General features: G+C 69.6%; 11 protein-coding genes and 1 tRNA gene. 1 reads left to right on the top strand and 11 read right to left on the bottom strand.

Annotation, left to right across the window (positions count from 1 at the left end; translation table 11 throughout):
- Window positions 1–97 precede the first annotated feature (97 nt).
- From KVT45_RS33330 to KVT45_RS33290, 9 genes are all read right to left on the bottom strand, one after another.
- Complete coding sequence (locus KVT45_RS33330) at window positions 98–568, bottom strand: Dps family protein (protein ID WP_217552881.1); 471 nt, start codon at window positions 566–568, stop codon at window positions 98–100.
- A gap of 205 nt (window positions 569–773) precedes the next feature.
- Window positions 774–1,148 (bottom strand): helix-turn-helix domain-containing protein, encoded by a 375-nt coding sequence (locus tag KVT45_RS33325; RefSeq protein ID WP_089104432.1) that lies wholly within the window; start codon window positions 1,146–1,148, stop codon window positions 774–776.
- Between the two features lie 109 nt (window positions 1,149–1,257).
- A complete protein-coding gene (locus KVT45_RS33320; protein ID WP_217552880.1) occupies window positions 1,258–1,803 on the bottom strand; it encodes a CinA family protein in 546 nt (181 codons plus the stop codon).
- The gene (pgsA, locus tag KVT45_RS33315) at window positions 1,800–2,555 is read right to left on the bottom strand and encodes a CDP-diacylglycerol--glycerol-3-phosphate 3-phosphatidyltransferase (protein ID WP_217552879.1); all 756 of its coding nucleotides are present in this window, start codon (window positions 2,553–2,555) and stop codon (window positions 1,800–1,802) included. The genes KVT45_RS33320 and pgsA overlap by 4 nt, the downstream gene beginning before the upstream one ends.
- The gene (gene rimO, locus KVT45_RS33310; RefSeq protein WP_217552878.1) at window positions 2,552–4,024 is read right to left on the bottom strand and encodes a 30S ribosomal protein S12 methylthiotransferase RimO; all 1,473 of its coding nucleotides are present in this window, start codon (window positions 4,022–4,024) and stop codon (window positions 2,552–2,554) included. The genes pgsA and rimO overlap by 4 nt, the downstream gene beginning before the upstream one ends.
- A 92-nt stretch (window positions 4,025–4,116) precedes the next feature.
- Entirely contained in the window at window positions 4,117–4,959 is an 843-nt protein-coding gene (locus KVT45_RS33305; protein ID WP_217552877.1) for a helix-turn-helix domain-containing protein, read from the bottom strand.
- 277 nt (window positions 4,960–5,236) lie between these two features.
- Window positions 5,237–7,981, bottom strand: coding sequence for a DNA translocase FtsK (locus KVT45_RS33300; protein ID WP_217552876.1), 2,745 nt, complete (start codon window positions 7,979–7,981; stop codon window positions 5,237–5,239).
- A 122-nt stretch (window positions 7,982–8,103) separates the two neighbouring features.
- Window positions 8,104–8,784, bottom strand: coding sequence for a two-component system response regulator (locus KVT45_RS33295; RefSeq protein ID WP_217552875.1), 681 nt, complete (start codon window positions 8,782–8,784; stop codon window positions 8,104–8,106).
- A gap of 274 nt (window positions 8,785–9,058) precedes the next feature.
- Entirely contained in the window at window positions 9,059–14,515 is a 5,457-nt protein-coding gene (locus KVT45_RS33290) for a HAMP domain-containing protein (RefSeq protein ID WP_217552874.1), read from the bottom strand.
- A 398-nt stretch (window positions 14,516–14,913) separates the two neighbouring features.
- On the opposite strand from KVT45_RS33290, the gene KVT45_RS33285 reads away from it, so the two are divergent.
- Window positions 14,914–17,670 (top strand): SpoIIE family protein phosphatase, encoded by a 2,757-nt coding sequence (locus KVT45_RS33285; RefSeq protein ID WP_217552873.1) that lies wholly within the window; start codon window positions 14,914–14,916, stop codon window positions 17,668–17,670.
- A 59-nt stretch (window positions 17,671–17,729) separates the two neighbouring features.
- Here KVT45_RS33285 and KVT45_RS33280 read toward each other — a convergent pair.
- Both KVT45_RS33280 and KVT45_RS33275 read right to left on the bottom strand, forming a co-directional pair.
- Window positions 17,730–17,805: transfer RNA gene (locus KVT45_RS33280), tRNA-Thr, on the bottom strand.
- A gap of 76 nt (window positions 17,806–17,881) precedes the next feature.
- The gene (locus KVT45_RS33275; protein WP_217552993.1) at window positions 17,882–18,544 is read right to left on the bottom strand and encodes a DegT/DnrJ/EryC1/StrS family aminotransferase; all 663 of its coding nucleotides are present in this window, start codon (window positions 18,542–18,544) and stop codon (window positions 17,882–17,884) included.
- Window positions 18,545–18,732 lie beyond the last annotated feature (188 nt).

Here is an 18,732-nt window from a genome sequence, read left to right as displayed (position 1 = left end):
GCCACCTCCAGCCGGACGCTAGAACGTCACCCGGCCCGCCGGGGAGGCGCACCGAGGGCTCACCGATGCAACGGCCGTCGACCGGCATCGGCCTCTGCTACGCGTTCTCCGCCTGGAACATCCAGTGATGTTTCTCCAGATCGGCCGTGATCCCGATGAAGATGTCCTGGGACACCGGATCGGCCTCCGCGGTCTCCGTGACCCGCTCCCGCATCCGGGTGATCACCGCGCCCAGCCCGTCCACCAGGGCCGCCACCGCGTCCGAGTCCTTGATCCAGCCGCCGGGGACCGACCCGATGCCGCTGCCGGCGGCCACGGTGGCCGCGCGCCCGTCCGGTGAGACGCCCAGCGCCGACGCCCGCTCCGCGACCGTGTCGGAGTGCACCCGGGCCGTGTCCACGACCTCGTCGAGCTGGAGGTGGACGGTTCGGAAGCGGGGCCCGACCACGTTCCAGTGGATCTGTTTGGCGGCCAGCGCCAGATCCACCAGGTCGACGAGGGCGCCCTGCAGCGCCTCTGCCACGGTCTTCAGGTCCGCGTCGGACAGCGGGCTCTTCACGACGTACATGCGTTCTCTCCGGTCGTTCGCCCCCTGTCACGTCCCTCCACCATGACCGGACCACCGGACACCGGCAAATGGACGCACACGGTCCGCGGGCGCACGAAAGCCCCGGCCGCACCTCCCCAGGTCTGCCTGGGAAGGCCCCGGCCGGGGCCTCGTACACTTCTTCGACGCCGGGTCGGCGCCGCGTCGGTCTACACCCGCGCAGGCGTCACGCGGCGACCACGTCCACTGCCTCGGCGGGCGCCTTGATGGTCACCCGTTCCGGTGGCACGCCGGTCACCGAGACGGTACCCAGCATCGGGCGAACCGGCGTGGGCACGGGCTCGGTGGCCCGGGCGGACTGGGCCAGCTCGGCGAGGGCGAGCTCGTCGCTCACTTCTCGCATGAGCTCGGACATCCGTACGTCCAGCGCGTCGCAGATGGCGGCGAGCAGTTCGGAGGAAGCCTCCTTCTGCCCCCGCTCCACCTCGGAGAGATAGCCGAGTGAGACTCGGGCGGACGAGGAGACTTCGCGCAGAGTACGGCCCTGGCGCTGGCGCTGCCGACGCAGCACGTCACCCAGCAGGCGACGGAGCAGAATCATCGGTGGCTCCCTCCTCGGACCGCGTAGCCGCATCCTTCACGCCCCACCGTACCGCCTTGCGCCGCGGCCGTGCGGGGAGCGATGTCGTGTTCACTCAGGGCTGCAAACATCAAAACCCCCCGTTCTGTTCCGTATCCTGTGTCCGCTCATTCCCGGTCTGTTCGCTCGCAAGCTCCCTCAGAAGCAGTGCGAGTACGCTCCGTACACTCTCTCTACGAATTTCCGCGCGGTCGCCGTTCAACCGCAGGGCCTCCACTTTTCCGCCAGCGGCAGAACCGGAACCAGGGCCGAACGGCCCGTCCACGGCCACGAAAACCGTGCCGACCGGTCGGCCGTCCTGCGGTTCCGGGCCGGCGACTCCGGTGGTCGCGAGGCCCCAGTCGGCGCCCAGCGCCTTGCGCACTCCGGCGGCCATCTGGGCCGCGACCTGCGGATCCACCGCTCCGCGCTGGGCCAGCAGGGTGGCGTCCACGTCCAGCAGGTCGTGCTTGAGCTCGGTGGCGTAGGCGGTGACGGAGCCCCGGAACGCCTTGGACGCCCCCGGGACCGTTGTGATCTCCGCCGCCACCAGGCCGCCGGTCAGCGACTCGGCGACAGCGAGGGTCTGCCCTCTCACCGTCAGTAGTCGCACCAGTTCGGCGGCCGTGGAATTCACGCTTCCGTCTCCTCCAACGCTGCTGCGCGCTCGGCGATTCCCTGCCGCCGCAGCACAATGGCTTGTCTCACATAGTCGAGGCCGGTGACGACGGTCAGGACGACGGCCGCGGCCATCACCCAGAACCTCAGGGTGGCCAGCCACCCCGTCAGCGCCAGCACGTACATCCCCACGGCCACGCCCTGGGTGAGCGTCTTGAGCTTGCCGCCGCGGCTGGCCGGGATCACGCCGTAGCGGATGACCACGAAACGCATCAGCGTGATGCCGAGTTCCCGGGCGAGGATCACGATCGTCACCCACCAGGGCAGATCGCCCAGCCCGGAGAGACAGATCAGCGCCGCCCCCATGATCGCCTTGTCGGCGATGGGGTCGGCGATCTTCCCGAAGTCGGTGACCAGGTTGTAGGTGCGCGCGAGATGCCCGTCGAACAGGTCGGTGATCATGGCGATGGCGAAGGCCGCCCAGGCGAGCGAGCGCCACGCCGGGTCGTATCCGCCACCGGCCAGCATCAGGGCGACGAAGCCGGGCACCAGGACCAGCCGGAGCATGGTCAGCAGATTGGCGACGTTCCACACGCTCGCCTGGTTGACGGCGGCAGCGGCGATCTTGCCGCCGCGCGCGGGCCGCTCGCCGTCGTGGGAACCGGAGTCGTGGGAACCGGAATCCGGGGCAGCACCGGAGGTGGCGGCGGAGCCCGGGGCGCCGTGCGCGCCGGAGGAGCCGCCCGCGGCGGACGCCGGGACTCCGGTCATCTGCCGGCCTCCTCACTCCATGAGGGCGAGCCCTGCAGCGGCTCGGCCACCAGGTCGACACCCTCCGTACCGACCACCTTCGCCTCGACCATACGGCCGACGCGCAGTTCCGCGCCGCTGGTGAGCAGCACCTGTCCGTCCGTCTCGGGCGCCTGGTGGGCCGCCCGGCCGTAGACGCCGTCCTCGTCGTCCACGGACTCCACGAGGACGTGCACGGTCTCGCCGACGCGCTCCTCGGCCCGCTGCGAGACGAGCTCCTCGGCGAGCCGGGAGATGTGCGCGAGGCGGTCGGCGACGACTTCCTCGGCGAGCTTGTTCTCGTACGTCGCCGCCTCGGTGCCCTCCTCGTCGGAGTACCCGAAGACGCCGATGGCGTCCAGCCGCGCGCCGTTCAGGAAGCGCTCCAGCTCGGCCAGGTCGGACTCGGACTCGCCGGGGAAGCCGACGATGAAGTTGGAGCGGACGCCGGCCTGCGGGGCCTTGCTCCGGATGGTGTCGAGCAGCTCCAGGAAGCGGTCGGTGTCACCGAAGCGGCGCATCGCGCGCAGCACGCCCGGCGCGGAGTGCTGGAAGGACAGGTCGAAGTACGGGACGACCTTGGGGGTGGAGGTCAGTACGTCGATCAGGCCGGGGCGCATCTCGGCGGGCTGGAGGTAGCTGACGCGCACCCGCTCGATGCCGTCCACCTCGGCCAGCTCCGGCAGCAGGGACTCCAGGAGGCGGATGTCGCCCAGGTCCTTGCCGTAGGAGGTGTTGTTCTCGGAGACCAGCATGATCTCCGTCACGCCCTGTTCGGCCAGCCATCGGGTCTCGTTCAGCACGTCGCTGGGCCGGCGTGAGATGAAGGAGCCGCGGAAGGACGGGATGGCGCAGAAGGAGCAGCGCCGGTCGCAGCCGGAGGCAAGCTTGACCGAGGCCACCGGGGCGCCGTCCAGGCGGCGGCGCAGGGGCGCACGCGGGCCGGAGGCCGGCGCGACGCCCTCCGGGAGGTCGACGGGCCCGTGGCCCGGGAGAGCCACCTCGGCGGCCGAGTCCTGCCGCTCCGCGGGGCTGATGGGCAGCAGCTTGCGCCGGTCGCGCGGGGTGTGCGAGGCGTGGATGCCGCCGTTGAGGATGGTCTGCAGCCGGTCGGAGATGTCGGCGTAGTCGTCGAAGCCGAGCACGCCGTCCGCCTCGGGCAGCGCCTCGGCGAGTTCCTTGCCGTACCGCTCGGCCATGCAGCCCACCGCCACGACGGCCTGGGTTCTGCCGTGCCCCTTGAGATCGTTGGCCTCGAGGAGGGCGTCGACGGAGTCCTTCTTGGCGGCCTCGACGAATCCACAGGTGTTGACCACGGCGACATCGGCGTCCGAGGCGTCCTCGACGAGATGCCAGCCGTCCGCCTCCAAACGGCCTGCGAGCTCCTCCGAGTCCACCTCGTTACGGGCGCAGCCGAGAGTGACAAGTGCGACGGTACGGCGTTCAGGCATGGGCTCAAGACTACTTTGTCTCACCGACAGCCCACGTCGAAGGGGCTGGCCGATCATGGCCAACCCCTTGTGTACGTGCATGATCCGAACGGTTATCCGACTTCCGGGTCGCCCTTGGTGTACGTCAGGCGCTCAACCGCGCCGGGCTGGAACTGGTCCTCGATCTTCTTGCCGTTGACGTAGAGCTGGATCGCTCCGGCGTCGCCGAGGATCAGGTTGATCTTGGAGCTGTCCTGGAAGGTCTTGGACTCGCCCTTCTTCAGGAGCCCGTCGAAGAGCATCCGGCCGTTGTGGTCCTTGGCCGAGATCCAGCTGCGTCCGTTGACCGCGCTGACCTGGACGGTGACCTTGTCCTGGGGCGCTGCGGCGATCGCGCTGTCGGAGGGCTCGGGGGTCTTGTCGGGCTTGCTTTCCTTCGGGGTCGGCGAGACCGGCTTGCTGGTCGTCGGGGCGGGGCCCTCCGCGACCGACTGCTTGGCGTCGTCACCGCCGCCGCCCTTGAAGGCGGTGAAGCCGACGAAACCGATCACGACGACGATCGCGGCGACCATGGCCGCCGTCCAGTTGGGACCGCGTCGCTCGGGGCGGATACGTTCCGCCTCGAACAACGGCGCGGCGGGCGTCGGCGCGGGCCGCCCACCACCGTGCTCGGCCGCGAACTGAGCGAGCAGCGGCTCCGGGTCGAGGCCGACGGCCTTGGCCAGGGTCCGGATGTGCCCGCGGGCGTAGACGTCGCCGCCGCAAGGGGCGAAGTCGTCGGCCTCGATGGCGTGCACGATGGCGATACGGACCCGGGTGCTCCCGCTGATGTCGTCGACGGTCAGCCCGGCGGCGATGCGGGCCTGTTTGAGGGCTCGGCCTACGGAGGGGCGGTTTTCCTCGGACACGTCTGGGAACGGACGCTCGTCTTCAGGGGAGTTGCTGCCGATGGACACGGGGGCGCCTTTCGAGCGTGTAGCCACCTGTGCTGGAGGTTCAGTCTAGGGGGGGTGCGAAAGGGTGAGGCAACCGGGCGGTACGACTTTGTACGCCATCGGTATGGCCGGACATCCCGATGACGGGTCAGGTGTGCGCCCCAGGATGGAGTACACACCTTTCCTCTCGCTCAACTTGACGTGCGTCAAAGGGAAACGGTTGCCCGACGATCCCTAACAGGTGGATCACGACAATGACTCCACCCGGTCTCCAGGCGCCCGTAGCCCTGAGACAGACCTACCCCTCGGACTCCCCACGGATCACAGCAAGCACTCCATCCAGCTCATCAGGTTTCACCAGAACGTCACGCGCCTTGGACCCCTCGCTCGGCCCGACCACGCCGCGCGACTCCATGAGGTCCATGAGCCGGCCGGCCTTGGCGAAGCCGACGCGCAGCTTGCGCTGGAGCATGGACGTGGAGCCGAACTGCGTGGAGACGACCAGTTCGGCCGCCTGGCAGAGCAGGTCGAGGTCGTCGCCGATGTCCTCGTCGATCTCCTTCTTCTGCTTGGTGCCCACCACGACGTCGTCCCGGAAGACCGGCGTCATCTGGTCCTTGCAGTGCTGGACGATCACCGCGACCTCCTCCTCGGTGACGAACGCGCCCTGCATACGGGTCGGCTTGTTCGCCCCCATCGGCAGGAAGAGGCCGTCGCCCTTGCCGATGAGCTTCTCGGCGCCGGGCTGGTCGAGGATGACGCGGCTGTCGGCGAGCGAGGAGGTGGCGAAGGCGAGCCGGGAGGGCACGTTCGCCTTGATGAGACCGGTGACCACGTCGACCGAGGGACGCTGGGTGGCGAGCACCAGGTGGATACCGGCGGCGCGCGCGAGCTGCGTGATGCGCACGATCGAGTCCTCGACGTCGCGCGGGGCGACCATCATCAGGTCGGCGAGCTCGTCGACGATCACCAGCAGGTACGGGTACGCCTGGAGCTCGCGCTCACTGCCCTCGGGCGTCTTGAGCTTGCCGTCGCGGATGGCCTTGTTGAAGTCGTCGATGTGCCGGTACCCGAACGCGGCCAGGTCGTCGTAGCGCAGGTCCATCTCGCGTACGACCCACTGGAGCGCCTCGGCGGCCCGCTTCGGGTTGGTGATGATCGGCGTGATCAGGTGCGGGATGCCCTCGTAGGCGGTCAGCTCGACGCGCTTGGGGTCGACGAGGACCATCCGCACGTCCTCGGGGGTCGCCCGCATCATGACCGAGGTGATCAGACAGTTGATGCAGGACGACTTGCCGGAGCCGGTGGCGCCCGCGACGAGCATGTGCGGCATCTTCGCCAGCGAGTGCATGACGTAGCCGCCCTCGACGTCCTTGCCGAACGCGACCAGCATCGGGTCGTCGTCCTCGGCGGACTCGGCGAGCCGCAGCACGTCTCCGAGGTTGACCATCTCGCGGTCGGTGTTGGGGATCTCGATGCCGACCGCGGACTTGCCGGGGATCGGGCTGATGATCCGCACGTCCGGGCTGGCGACGGCGTACGCGATGTTCTTGGTGAGCGCGGTGATCCGCTCGACCTTCACGGCCGGGCCGAGTTCGACCTCGTAGCGGGTGACCGTCGGCCCGCGGGTGAAACCGGTGACGGCCGCGTCGACCTTGAACTCCGAGAAGACGTTGGTGAGCGAGGCGACCACCCGGTCGTTGGCCTCGCTGCGCGCCTTGCCGGGGCCGCCGCGGGTGAGGAGGTCGAGCGACGGCAGCGAGTAGGTGATGTCGCCGGAGAGCTGGAGCTGCTCGGCGCGCGGGGGCAGGTCGCGGGGCTCCTCGGGCGCCGGTTTGGTCAGGTCCGCGACGACCGGCTCGACCTTGAGCCTCTCCTGCTTGGGCCGCGCGGCCGGCACCGGACTCGGGCTCGGCGCCGGCAGGGGCGTCGGCGTGGTGTCCTCGCGGTCGCCGACGCTGACACCCTGGGTGAGGTCGGCGACGAGCGGGGAGGGCGGCATGCCGTGCAGGACGGCGCCGTCGAGCGCGGCGGCGGCCGCCGCCGCGACGTCCACGGCGTCCATCTGGCGGCCCAGCTCGGGCTGCGGCACGGCGGAACGCCGCGGGCGGCCCCGGCGCTTGGCGAGGGCCTCCTGCTCGGCGACGTCGGGGTCGTAGTCCTGGGGGGCGCCGGGGCGCCTGCGGGAGCGCGCGGGCAGCGCCTGGCGCCACTGCTCGTCGTAGCGCTCGTCGTCCTCGCCGTACTCCGGGTACTCGTCGGGCTCGGGGTCGTGCAGCAGCCCCAGGCGCGCGCCGAGCGCCCGCAGCCGCTGCGGGACGGCGTTCACCGGGGTCGCGGTGACGACGAGCAGCCCGAAGACCGTGAGCAGCACCAGCAGGGGTACGGCGAGGACCTCGGTCATGGTGTACGTCAGCGGGGTCGCCGCCGCCCAGCCGATGAGACCGCCGGCGTCCCTTATGCCCTGCATGCCGTCGCTGCGGGCGGGCGAGCCGCAGGCGATGTGGACCTGCCCGAGCACGCCGATGACCAGCGCGGACAGACCGATCACGATCCGGCCGTTGGCCTCCGGCTGCTCGGGGTGGCGCATGAACCGTACGGCGATCATCGCGAGCAGTATCGGCACCAGCAGGTCGAGACGGCCGAAGGCGCCGGTGACGAGGATCTCGACCAGGTCGCCGACCGGACCGCGCAGGTCGGCCCAGGTACCGGCGGCGACGATCAGGGCGGTGCCGAGCAGCAGGAGGGCGACGCCGTCCTTGCGGTGCGCGGGGTCCAGGTTCTTGGCTCCCTGTCCTATGCCGCGGAAGACAGCGCCGACGGCGTGCGCGAGGCCCAGCCAGAGGGCGCGCACCAGGCGGTAGACGCCCCCGGTGGGGCTGGGCGCCGGCTTGGGTGCCGGCGCGGACTTCTTCGCCGCGCTCCTCTTGGCGGGCGCTTTCTTGGCCGGGGCCTTCTTCGCGGCGGCCTTCTGCACCGGAGCCTTCGAGGGAGCGGCCTTCTTCGCGGGCTGCTTCTTGGCTGCCGAGGGACGTGAGGCCATGGGTGTGAGGTTACCGGGGGAGACGGCAGGGGACACGTGTGCCGACTGCTTCACCCGTTCGTGTCGCCTTTGTCGAGGCACGAAACTGACGCGCGGTCATGGGCAACTGGCCGCCCTCGCGGTCAGTTCTGCGACGGCAGCGCTGCCGTGCCGCCGCCCGTGCCCGGTTCGAGGGCATCGAGCGCCCGGCGCAGACCGGTGAGTTTGCGCTCCAGATGAGCCGCCGTGGCCACCGCGGCCGCGTCCGCGGACTCGTCGTCCAGCTGCTTGGAGAGCGCCTCGGCCTGCTCCTCGACGGCCGCGAGCCGGGCGGACAGCTCGGCGAGCAGCCCCGCGGACTCCTTGCCGGCGACCGCGCCCTTGCCGCCGCCCTCCAACTGGAGCCGCAGCAGCGCCGCCTGCTCGCGCAGCTGGCAGTTCTTCATGTACAGCTCGACGAAGACCGAGACCTTGGCGCGCAGCACCCACGGGTCGAAGGGCTTGGAGATGTAGTCGACCGCGCCTGCGGCGTAGCCCCGGAAGGTGTGGTGCGGGCCGTGGTTGATGGCCGTGAGGAAGATGATCGGGATGTCCCGGGTCCGCTCCCGCCGCTTGATGTGCGCCGCGGTCTCGAAACCGTCCATGCCCGGCATCTGGACGTCCAGCAGAATGACCGCGAAGTCGTCCGTGAGCAGTGCCTTGAGCGCTTCCTCCCCGGACGATGCCCGCACCAGTGTCTGATCGAGCGCAGAGAGGATGGCCTCCAGCGCCAGCAGATTCTCCGGCCGGTCATCGACCAGGAGGATCTTGGCCTTCTGCACCATGGCCCGCCCTCCTCGCCCCGGATGTGCACCGGGCGCCGCCCCAGGGGACGACTCCCTTTCGCCGCCCGTCCTTGTGCCGGTCATGGTAGCCGCACCCCGCCTGTCGCCACACCCTGTCACCGCGATGTCACTGTGCACGTAGCAGAAACGCAGCCGGGGACCAGAAGGTTCCCCCAATCCCGCACTTCTACACGGGTTCCGCCACCGTGAGTCAGCAACTCCCCGTGCACACGGAAGGTTCCCGAAACGTTCACATCACACCTGACCGTTCCGGTCACTCCTCGCGCATCCACTGCTCCATCACCGCCAGAAGGTGATCGGGGTCGACCGGCTTGGTGACGTAGTCGGAGGCGCCCGACTCGATGGCCTTCTCCCGGTCGCCCTTCATCGCCTTCGCGGTGAGCGCGATGATCGGCAGCCCGGCGAACTGCGGCATCCGGCGGACCGCCGAGGTCGTCGCGTAGCCGTCCATCTCGGGCATCATGATGTCCATCAGGACGACCGCGACATCGTCGTGCTGCTCCAGCACCTCGATGCCCTCCCGGCCGTTCTCGGCGTACAGCACCGAAAGGCCGTGCTGCTCCAGGACGCTGGTGAGCGCGAAGACGTTGCGGATGTCGTCGTCGACGATCAGCACCTTCTCGCCGCCGAACCGCATGCCCCGGCGCGGCTGCGGCGACATCGCCTCCTGCTCGGCCAGCACCGGCCAGGCCTCGGCCACCGGAGCCCCCCGGCGCCGGCGCCGGAAGAGCGCGGCGGCACCGTTCTGGGTCTCCTGGTACGACTTCACCTCGGCCGGCGTCTCGATCTCCACGCCGGACAGCTCCGAGGCGAGGTTCTGCGAGGCGACCAGGTCCCCCGCCTCCAGCTGGGGCACGGACTGCTGGTAGCCCTGCGGCGGCAGCTCACTGGGGTGCAACGGCAGGTACAGCGTGAACGTGGAGCCGCGGCCCGGCTCGCTCTGCGCGTGGATCTCACCGCCGAGCAACTGCGCGATCTCCCGCGAGATCGACAGTCCGAGGCCCGTACCGCCGTACTTGCGGCTGGTCGTGCCGTCGGCCTGCTTGAACGCCTCGAAGATCACCCGCATCTTGCTGGCCGCGATACCGATGCCGGTGTCGGTCACCGAGAACGCGATCAGCGGCGCGTCCGGATCACTGAGCGAACCGGCCTCGAGCAGCTGCTCCCTGATCCCCACCGGCACCGCGCTGCCGGCCGGACGGATCACCAGCTCCACCGAACCGGAGTCGGTGAACTTCACCGCGTTCGACAGCAGGTTGCGCAGCACCTGAAGGAGCCGCTGTTCGTCGGTGTGCAGGGTGGCGGGCAGCTCCGGCGAGACCCGTACCGACAGGTCGAGGCCCTTCTCCGCGGTCAGCGGCCGGAAGGTGGCCTCCACGTAGTCCACGAGCTGGACGAGCGCGATACGCGTCGGGGAGACGTCCATCTTGCCCGCCTCGACCTTCGACAGGTCGAGGATGTCGTTGATCAGCTGGAGCAGGTCGGAACCGGCACCGTGGATGGTCTCGGCGAACTCCACCTGCTTCGGCGAGAGGTTGCCCTCGGCGTTGTCGGCGAGCAGCTTGGCCAGGATCAGCAGCGAGTTGAGCGGGGTGCGCAGCTCGTGCGACATGTTGGCGAGGAACTCGCTCTTGTAGCGCATGGAGACGGCGAGTTGCTCGGCGCGCTCCTCCAGGACCTGCCGGGCCTCCTCGATCTCGGTGTTCTTCACCTCGATGTCCCGGTTCTGCTGGGCCAGCAGCTCGGCCTTCTCCTCCAGTTCGGCGTTGGACGCCTGGAGGGCCTTCTGCCGGTTCTCCAGCTCGGCCGACCGCTCCTGGAGCTGCTCGGTCAGCTCCTGCGACTGCTTCAGCAGCACCTCGGTCTTGGTGTTGACGGAGATGGTGTTGACGCTGGTCGCGATCATCTCGGCGATCTGGTTGAGGAAGTCCTTCTGGATCTGCGTGAACGGCGTGAAGGACGCCAGCTCGATCACGCCGAGCACCTTGCCCTCGAACAGCACCGGAAGCACGATCACCTGCGCCGGCGGAGCCTCGCCGAGCCCGGAGGAGATCTTCAGGTAGCCGGTGGGCGCCTTGTCCACCAGGATCGTGCGTTTCTCCTTGGCCGCCGTGCCGATCAGAGCCTCACCGGGCCGGAACGACGTAGGCATGGAGCCCATCGAGTAGCCGTACGACCCGAGCATGCGCAGTTCGTACGCGTCCTCGTTCTCGGCGCTCGCGTCCTTGCCGTCGACCAGGGGCATCCCGAAGAAGAACGCGCCGTGCTGCGCGGAGACCACCGGCGTCAGCTCGCTCATGATCAGCGAGGCCACGTCCGCCAGGTCGCGGCGGCCCTGCATCAGCGCGGAGATACGCGCCAGGTTGCCCTTGAGCCAGTCCTGCTCCTGGTTGGCGACCGTGGTGTCACGCAGGTTGGCGATCATCTTGTTGATGTAGTCCTGGAGTTCCTGGATCTCGCCGGCCGCGTCCACGTCGATCTTCAGGTTCAGGTCACCGCGGGTCACCGCGGTCGCCACGCGCGCGATGGCACGCACCTGCCGGGTCAGGTTCCCGGCCATCTCGTTCACGGACTCGGTGAGGTCCCGCCAGGTGCCGTCGACATCACGCACGCGTGCCTGGCCGCCCAGCTGCCCCTCGGTGCCCACCTCGCGGGCGACCCGGGTGACCTCCTCGGCGAAACTCGACAGCTGATCGACCATCGTGTTGATCGTCGTCTTGAGTTCGAGGATCTCACCACGGGCGTCAATGTCGATCTTCTTGGTCAGGTCGCCCTTGGCGATGGCCGTGGTGACCATCGCGATGTTGCGCACCTGGCCGGTCAGGTTGGACGCCATCTGGTTCACCGACTCGGTGAGGTCCTTCCAGGTACCCGCCACACCCGGCACGTGCGCCTGGCCGCCCAGGATGCCGTCCGTGCCCACCTCACGGGCCACCTTGGTGACCTGGTCGGCGAACGAACTCAGCGTCTTCACCATCGTGTTGATGTTGTCGGCGAGCTGGGCCACCTCGCCGCTCGCCTCGATGGTGACCTGCCGGGTCAGGTCACCGTTGGCGACCGCCGCCGAGACCTGGGAGATGTTCCGCACCTGCGTGGTCAGGTTGTTGGCCATCAGGTTCACATTGTCGGTGAGGTCCTTCCAGATGCCCGTGACGCCCGAAGCATGCGCCTGGCCGCCCAGGATGCCCTCGGTACCCACCTCGCGGGCCACCCGGGTCACCTGCTCGGCGAAACTCGACAGCTGGTCGACCATCGTGTTGACCGTCGTGACGAGTTCGAGGATCTCGCCCTTCGCGTCGACGGTGATCTTCTTCGACAGATCGCCCTTGGCGACCGCCGTCGTGACCTCGGCGATGTTGCGCACCTGGATGGTCAGGTTGTTCGCCATGAAGTTCACGGACTGGGTGAGGTCCTTCCAGGTGCCCGCGACCCCCTGCACCTCGGCCTGGCCACCGAGGATGCCCTCGGTACCCACCTCGCGCGCCACGCGCGTGACCTCCTGGGCGAACGACGACAGCTGGTCGACCATCGTGTTCAGGGTGTTCTTCAGCTCCTGGATCTCACCGCGCGCGTCCACGGTGATCTTCTGGGAGAGGTCACCGCGGGCCACCGCGGTGGCGACCTGCGCGATGTTGCGCACCTGGGCCGTCAGGTTGCCGGCCATGCCGTTCACGGAGTCCGTCAGGTCCCGCCACACACCGGCCACACCGGGCACCTGCGCCTGGCCGCCCAGCCGTCCTTCCGTACCCACCTCCCGGGCCACCTTGGTGACCTGGTCGGCGAAGGCGGACAGTTGATCGACCATCGTGTTGATCGTGTTCTTCAGCTCGAGGATCTCGCCGCGCGCGTCGACGTCGATCTTCTGGGACAGGTCGCCCCGCGCCACCGCCGTCGTCACCTGGGCGATCTGCCGCACCTGCGAGGTCAGGTTGCCGGCCATGAAGTTGACGGAGTCCGTCAGCTCCTTCCAGGTGCCCGAGACGCCGTCCACACGCGCCTGACCGCCCAGCCGGCCCTCGGTGCCCACGTCCCTGGCCATGCGCGTCACCTGGTCGGCGAAGCTGGAGAGCTGGTCCACCATCGTGTTCACGGTGTTCTTCAGCTTCAGCATCTCGCCGGAGACGTCGACCGTGACCTTCTGCGACAGGTCGCCGTTGGCCACCGCCGTCGTCACCTGGGCGATGTTGCGTACCTGGCCGGTGAGGTTGCGGAATGCAGTGTTGACGGAGTCCGTCAAGTCCTTCCAGGTACCGGCGGCTCCGGGCACCTGCGCCTGGCCGCCCAGTTCACCCTCGACACCGATCTCCCGGGCCACGCGGGTGACCTCGGCACCGAACGACGACAGTTGATCAACCATGCCGTTGACGGTGTTCTTCAACTCCAGCATCTCGCCGGCCACGTCGACCGTGACCTTCTGCGACAGATCACCGTTGGCCACCGCCGTCGTCACGGCGGCGATGTCCCGCACCTGGGTGGTCAGGTTCCGGAAGACCGTGTTGACCGAGTCCGTCAGGTCCTTCCAGGTACCCGCCGCGCCCGGCACGTTCGCCTGCCCGCCGAGCCGCCCCTCGCCGCCGACCTCGTTGGCCACGCGTGTGACCTCGTCCGCGAAGATCCGCAGCGTCTCGGTCATCTGGTTGATCGTCTCGGCGAGCTGCGCGACCTCACCGCGGGCCGGGACGGTCACCTTGCGCGACAGGTCACCGTTGGCGACCGCGGTGGTCACCTCGGAGATCCCACGGACCTGCGCCGTCAGGTTGCCGGCCATGGTGTTGACCGAGTCGGTGAGTTCCTTCCACGTACCGGCCACACCGGGCACGTTCGCCTGGCCGCCCAGGATGCCGTCGGTGCCCACCTCGCGGGCGACCCGGGTCACCTCGGAGGAGAACGCCGACAGCTGGTCCACCATCGTGTTGACGGTTTCCTTCAGCTCCAGCATCTCGCCGGCGACCTGAACCGTGACCTTGCGGGACAGATCACCCTTGGCGACCGCCGTCGTCACCAACGCGATGTCACGCACCTGTGCGGTCAGCCGGTACGCCATCGTGTTCACCGAGTCCGTGAGGTCTCGCCACGAACCGGACATACCCCGCACGCGGGCCTGCCCGCCCAACTTGCCCTCGGTGCCCACCTCGCTGGCCACGCGCGTGACCTCGTCGGTGAACGTCGACAACTGGTCGACCAGGTTGTTGACGGTCCGGCCGACCTTCAGGAACTCACCGCGCAGCGGATGCCCGGCCCCGTCCGCCGACGGCGACCGCAGCTCCATGCGCGGCGACAGATCGCCCTCGGCCACCGCCGTGAGCACCCGGCCCACTTCGGAGACCGGCCGCACCAGGTCGTCGACGAGAGCGTTGGAGTTGTCGATGGCAGCCGCCCAGGAGCCCTCGCAGGCACCCGTCTCCAGCCGCTCCGTGAGCTTTCCCTCACGTCCGACGACACGCCGCACCCGGGACAACTCACCCGTGAGGTGGAGATTGCGGTCGGCCACCTCGTTGAAGACCGCCGCGATCTCCGACATCACGCCGTCCCCGGACACCGTGAGCCGCTTGCGGAAGTTGCCGTCCCGCATCGCCAGGAGCGCCACCAGCAACCGGTTCAGGGAAGCCGTGTCCACCGCGGTGGTCCCGTCACCGCCCCGCTGCCTGCTCAGGGACGGTCCGCCCTTCGCGCGCGCCTTAGTGCCCCGCGCCGCTGCGCCAGACTCCACTGTGTCCCTCCCGCAGGGGTCGACCGTTACTGCTGTGCTCGGACACCGCCATACTCGGCGTACCGCTTACTTCGGCGTACCAGTTACTGCTGCGTAGTTCTGCCAGATGAGATCCGGCCACACCAGGGGCTGTTGCCCGCCGTACACGGAATGCACTCAGGCTGACCGGACCTTCATCAGAAGCTTGCCCAGTGTTTCACCCTGGCCGAACCAGGCCATAACAGTTCGGCAGCTTCGCACATCGTCCGCACACCCTGGGGGCGTAAACACTGGCGACCGGCATCCGCTCGGACGGCGAAGGTAAGTAACCTTGCATGCGGCTGTCCAGCCGCACCGGTCCGTCCGGCCTGGGCGGTGGCACGAGAACGAGCGGGCATTCGGAGGGGCGGCCGCAGACCATGACCACCGGAGTGATCCCCGGGGGACACAACCCGGAGCCACGGCCCACAGGCGAGCGCATGCCGCACCAGCGGCACCAGCCGGCCGGCCAGGGAAGCCCGCATGTCGAGACCCGGTCGAGGAGTTCTGTGATCACCGCGCGCGCGGCCGCCAGCTTCGAGCCCGTAGGGCGATCGGTCGCGACCGCCCGGTCCTTCGTCCGAGACACCCTCCAGGGCTGGGGCTTCGCGGACGTCGTCGACGACGCGGTGGTCCTCACCAGCGAACTGGTGACCAACGCGGTGGTGCACGCCGGCACCCATGCCGACGTGCTGTGCCTGCGCGCGGACGACGGAGTGCGCATCGAGGTCTCCGACCGCTACCCGGAACGCGAGGTCCCGCTCCAGGGCTCCGCCGTCAACATGGGCAGCCCCGACCGCGAGGGCGGCCGCGGACTCCAGCTCTGCGCGGCCCTCGCGGCCCGCTGGGGCGTCGAGTACACGTCCACGCACAAGAATGTCTGGTTCCAGCTCGACCTCCCCGAGCGCCCGGTGGGCACCCGCGCCGCCGGACCGTCCCTCCCGGCCGACCTGCTGCCCCTCGCCGACGGCCGGGTCCGGGTCGCGGTCGTCCAGATCGACCGCAAGGGCTCCATCTCGGCCTGGAACGAGGACGCCGAGGAGATCTTCGGCCACACCTCCGGCGAGGTCACCGGCAAGCCCCTCACCGACCTCGCCGCCTGGCCGCACACCCCCGGCACCGGCACCGGGATCGCCGAGGCCCTCCAGCTCTCCCGCTGGGAGGGCAGCTACGGCATCCGCGGCGCCGACGGCCGGGTGACCCCCGTCTACGCCTCGCACCTGAGAGTCCGTGACACCGGCGGCGAGCCCTCCACCGTCTGCCTGCTCGTACGCGACCACGAACGGGCCGTCCTCCAGACCCCGTTGCGCGTCCCCGCCTCCGACGCCGGCGGCGCCTCCGACGGCCAGAGCAGCGACCCCTTCGAGGTGTTCATCGGCTCCCCGGCCCCGGACGACCTCGACGGCCTCCTCCAGCGCACGGTCGAGCGCGCCCGGGACATGCTCGACGGCGACTCCGCGTTCCTGCTCCTCGCCACCGACGACGAGACCGAGCTGGAGGTCCGCGCCTCCACCGGACTCCCGTCCGCCCGTCAGCGCTTCGCCCGCGTGCCCGTGGAAGCCGGCCCCGGCCGCTACGGCTCGGCCCGCATGCCGGCCGTACACGACGATCTGGCGGCCGTTCCGGGCGCGGTCCCCCTCCTCTCAGGCACCGGCATGCGATCGGTCGTCACGGTCCCGCTGAAGGTCGAGGGCCGCCTGACCGGCTCCCTGGGCGTCGCGGCCGAGGCACCGGGCAGATACTCCAACGAGGAGGCGCTGCGCCTCCAGTTCGCCGCCGACCGCATCGCCCTGGCCGTCGAGTCGGCCCGCCTGGGCGAGCTGGAACGGCTGCGCCGCGGCTCGCTCAGCTTCCTCGTCGAGGCCTCCGACCTGCTCGCCGGCACCCTGGACCGCGACCAGACCCTCGCCCTGATGGCCCAGATGACGGTCCCGACCCTCGCTACCTGGTGCGCGGTCTACACCATCGCCGACCAGGCCTCCGAGCCGTACCTGTCGTACGTCCTGCACGAGGACGAGGAACTCATCGACGGCATCAAGTCGTTGCTCTCCAAGGTGCCGCCGCCGGACCCGGTGCCCACACCCGGCGCCCGCGTCTGGACGGCCCCCGGCGAACACGCCCACCAGGCCGCCCTGCGCAGCTCCATGCGGAGCCTCGGCCTGACCGGCGGCCCCACCCGCCAGGTCTCCTCCGGCATCGGTCCGACGCTCGCCACGGCCTCCGCGGTGGGCGGCGAGACAGTGGTCCTCCCCCTGGTCGCCCGCAACCGCGTCATCGGCATGCTCACCCTCGGCAAGCCCACCGACGAACACTTCCGCCAGGAGATCCTGGAACTGGCCGAGGACCTGTCCCGCCGGGCCGCCCTGGCCCTGGACAACGCCCGCCTGTACTCGGAGCGCACGGCCATCAGCCAGGCCCTCCAGCGCAGCCTGCTGCCCCCGGGCACCCCGCACATCGAGGGCATGGAGGTCGAGGTCATCTACCGCGCGGCCGGCGAGGGCAACGAGGTCGGCGGCGACTTCTACGACGTCTTCCCCATCGCCGACAACGCGTACGGCTTCGCCATCGGCGACGTCTGCGGTACGGGCCCCAACGCGGCCGCCGTGACCGGCCTCGCCCGGCACGCGCTCCGCCTCCTGGCCCGCGAGGGCCTCAGCGGCCCGGCCGTCCTGGAACGCCTCAACTCCGCCATCCTGGACGAGGGCGCCCGCAGCCGCTTCCTGACCCTCCTGTACGGCGAGATGCGCCTCCAGGAGGACGGCAGCGCGGAGATGAAGGTGGTCTGCGCCGGCCACCCGCTCCCGTTGCGCCTGCGCCAGGACGGCACCGTGGAGGCGGCCGCCGAGCCGCAGCCCCTCCTCGGCGTCATCGAGGACCTGGAGCTGTACGAGCAGACGGTCACCCTCGACCCGGGCGACGTCCTCCTCTGCGTCACGGACGGCGTGACGGAACGCCGGGAGGGCACGCGCATGCTGGGCGACGACGGCCTCGCGGACGTTCTCACGACCTGCACGGGCCTCACGGCGGGCGCGGTCGCCGCACGCATCATGCGCGCGGTGGAGCGCTTCGCGTCGGACGCCCCGTCGGACGACATGGCGATCCTCGCGATGCGGGTCCCCGGCCTCCAGAAGGATTGAGGGGGACGGGGAAAGAGGGCATGAAAAAGGCCCCGCCCTTACGGGCGGGGCCTTCTGGCTGGAGCCCCCAAACGGAATCGAACCGTTGACCTTCTCCTTACCATGGAGACGCTCTGCCGACTGAGCTATGGGGGCCTGTTGCCTTTTCGGGGTTTCCCCCGCCGCAACGGAATAGATCATACCCCGAACAGGCCCGAGTTCCCAAACTCGTTCAGAAGGCGGCCTGAAGCAGTCCGCCGAGGGCATTGCAGGCGGACACGATCCGCTGCATCTCGCGCTTCGTCAACGAGGCGTCCACGGGCAGCGCCAGCGTCTCGTCCGCGGCCGTCTCCGTCTGCGGCAGCGAGACACAGCGCCGGAATTCCGGCAGTCGGTGCACGGGCGTCTTCACCGGCACCCGGCAGTCAACTCCCCTGCCCCGCAGGGCCCGAGCGAAAGCGTCCCGGTCGGGCCGGCCGTTCCCCGGCACCCGCACCACGTACTGCTGGTAGGTGTGCCCGTCACCGCCGTCGGGCGTCCGCACACCGCGCAGCTTCGCATCGAGATAGGCGGCCCGCTGCCGCCGCTGCGCGATCTCGTCGTACGGGGCCTCGGACTCCCCCTGTTCCAGCACCAGCAGTCCGTGCCGCTGCCCCAGCTCACGCAACTGCCTGATGTCGGCCCACCGCCCAAACCGGTGTACGACAACCACCGCCGCGGAACGGGCGGTTACGGCCGCCTCCACCGCCGTCACGTCGAGGCAGTAGGTCAGCGGATCTATGTCGGCGAACACCGGAAGCGCACCGGCCAGTGTCACGGCCTCGGCGACTTCGACGTTCCCGAAGGCCGGCACGATGACCTCGTCGCCCACTCCGACACCGGCGGCCCTGAGCATTGCAGCAGTACCCATGCTGGGATGCTCGGCGCGGAACGTGAACGACACGTTACGCAAAACAAAAAAGGATTGGACCCGGAACCGAAGTTCCAGATCCAACCCTTTCAATATTTGTTCGGCGGTGTCCTACTCTCCCACAGGGTCCCCCCTGCAGTACCATCGGCGCTGTAAGGCTTAGCTTCCGGGTT

It is taken from the genome of Streptomyces sp. GbtcB6, from assembly GCF_019091475.1.
GTDB lineage: Bacteria > Actinomycetota > Actinomycetes > Streptomycetales > Streptomycetaceae > Streptomyces > Streptomyces hyaluromycini.
The sequence above is the reverse complement of the archived record's forward strand: the minus strand, read 5'-3'. Positions and strand labels throughout refer to the sequence as shown.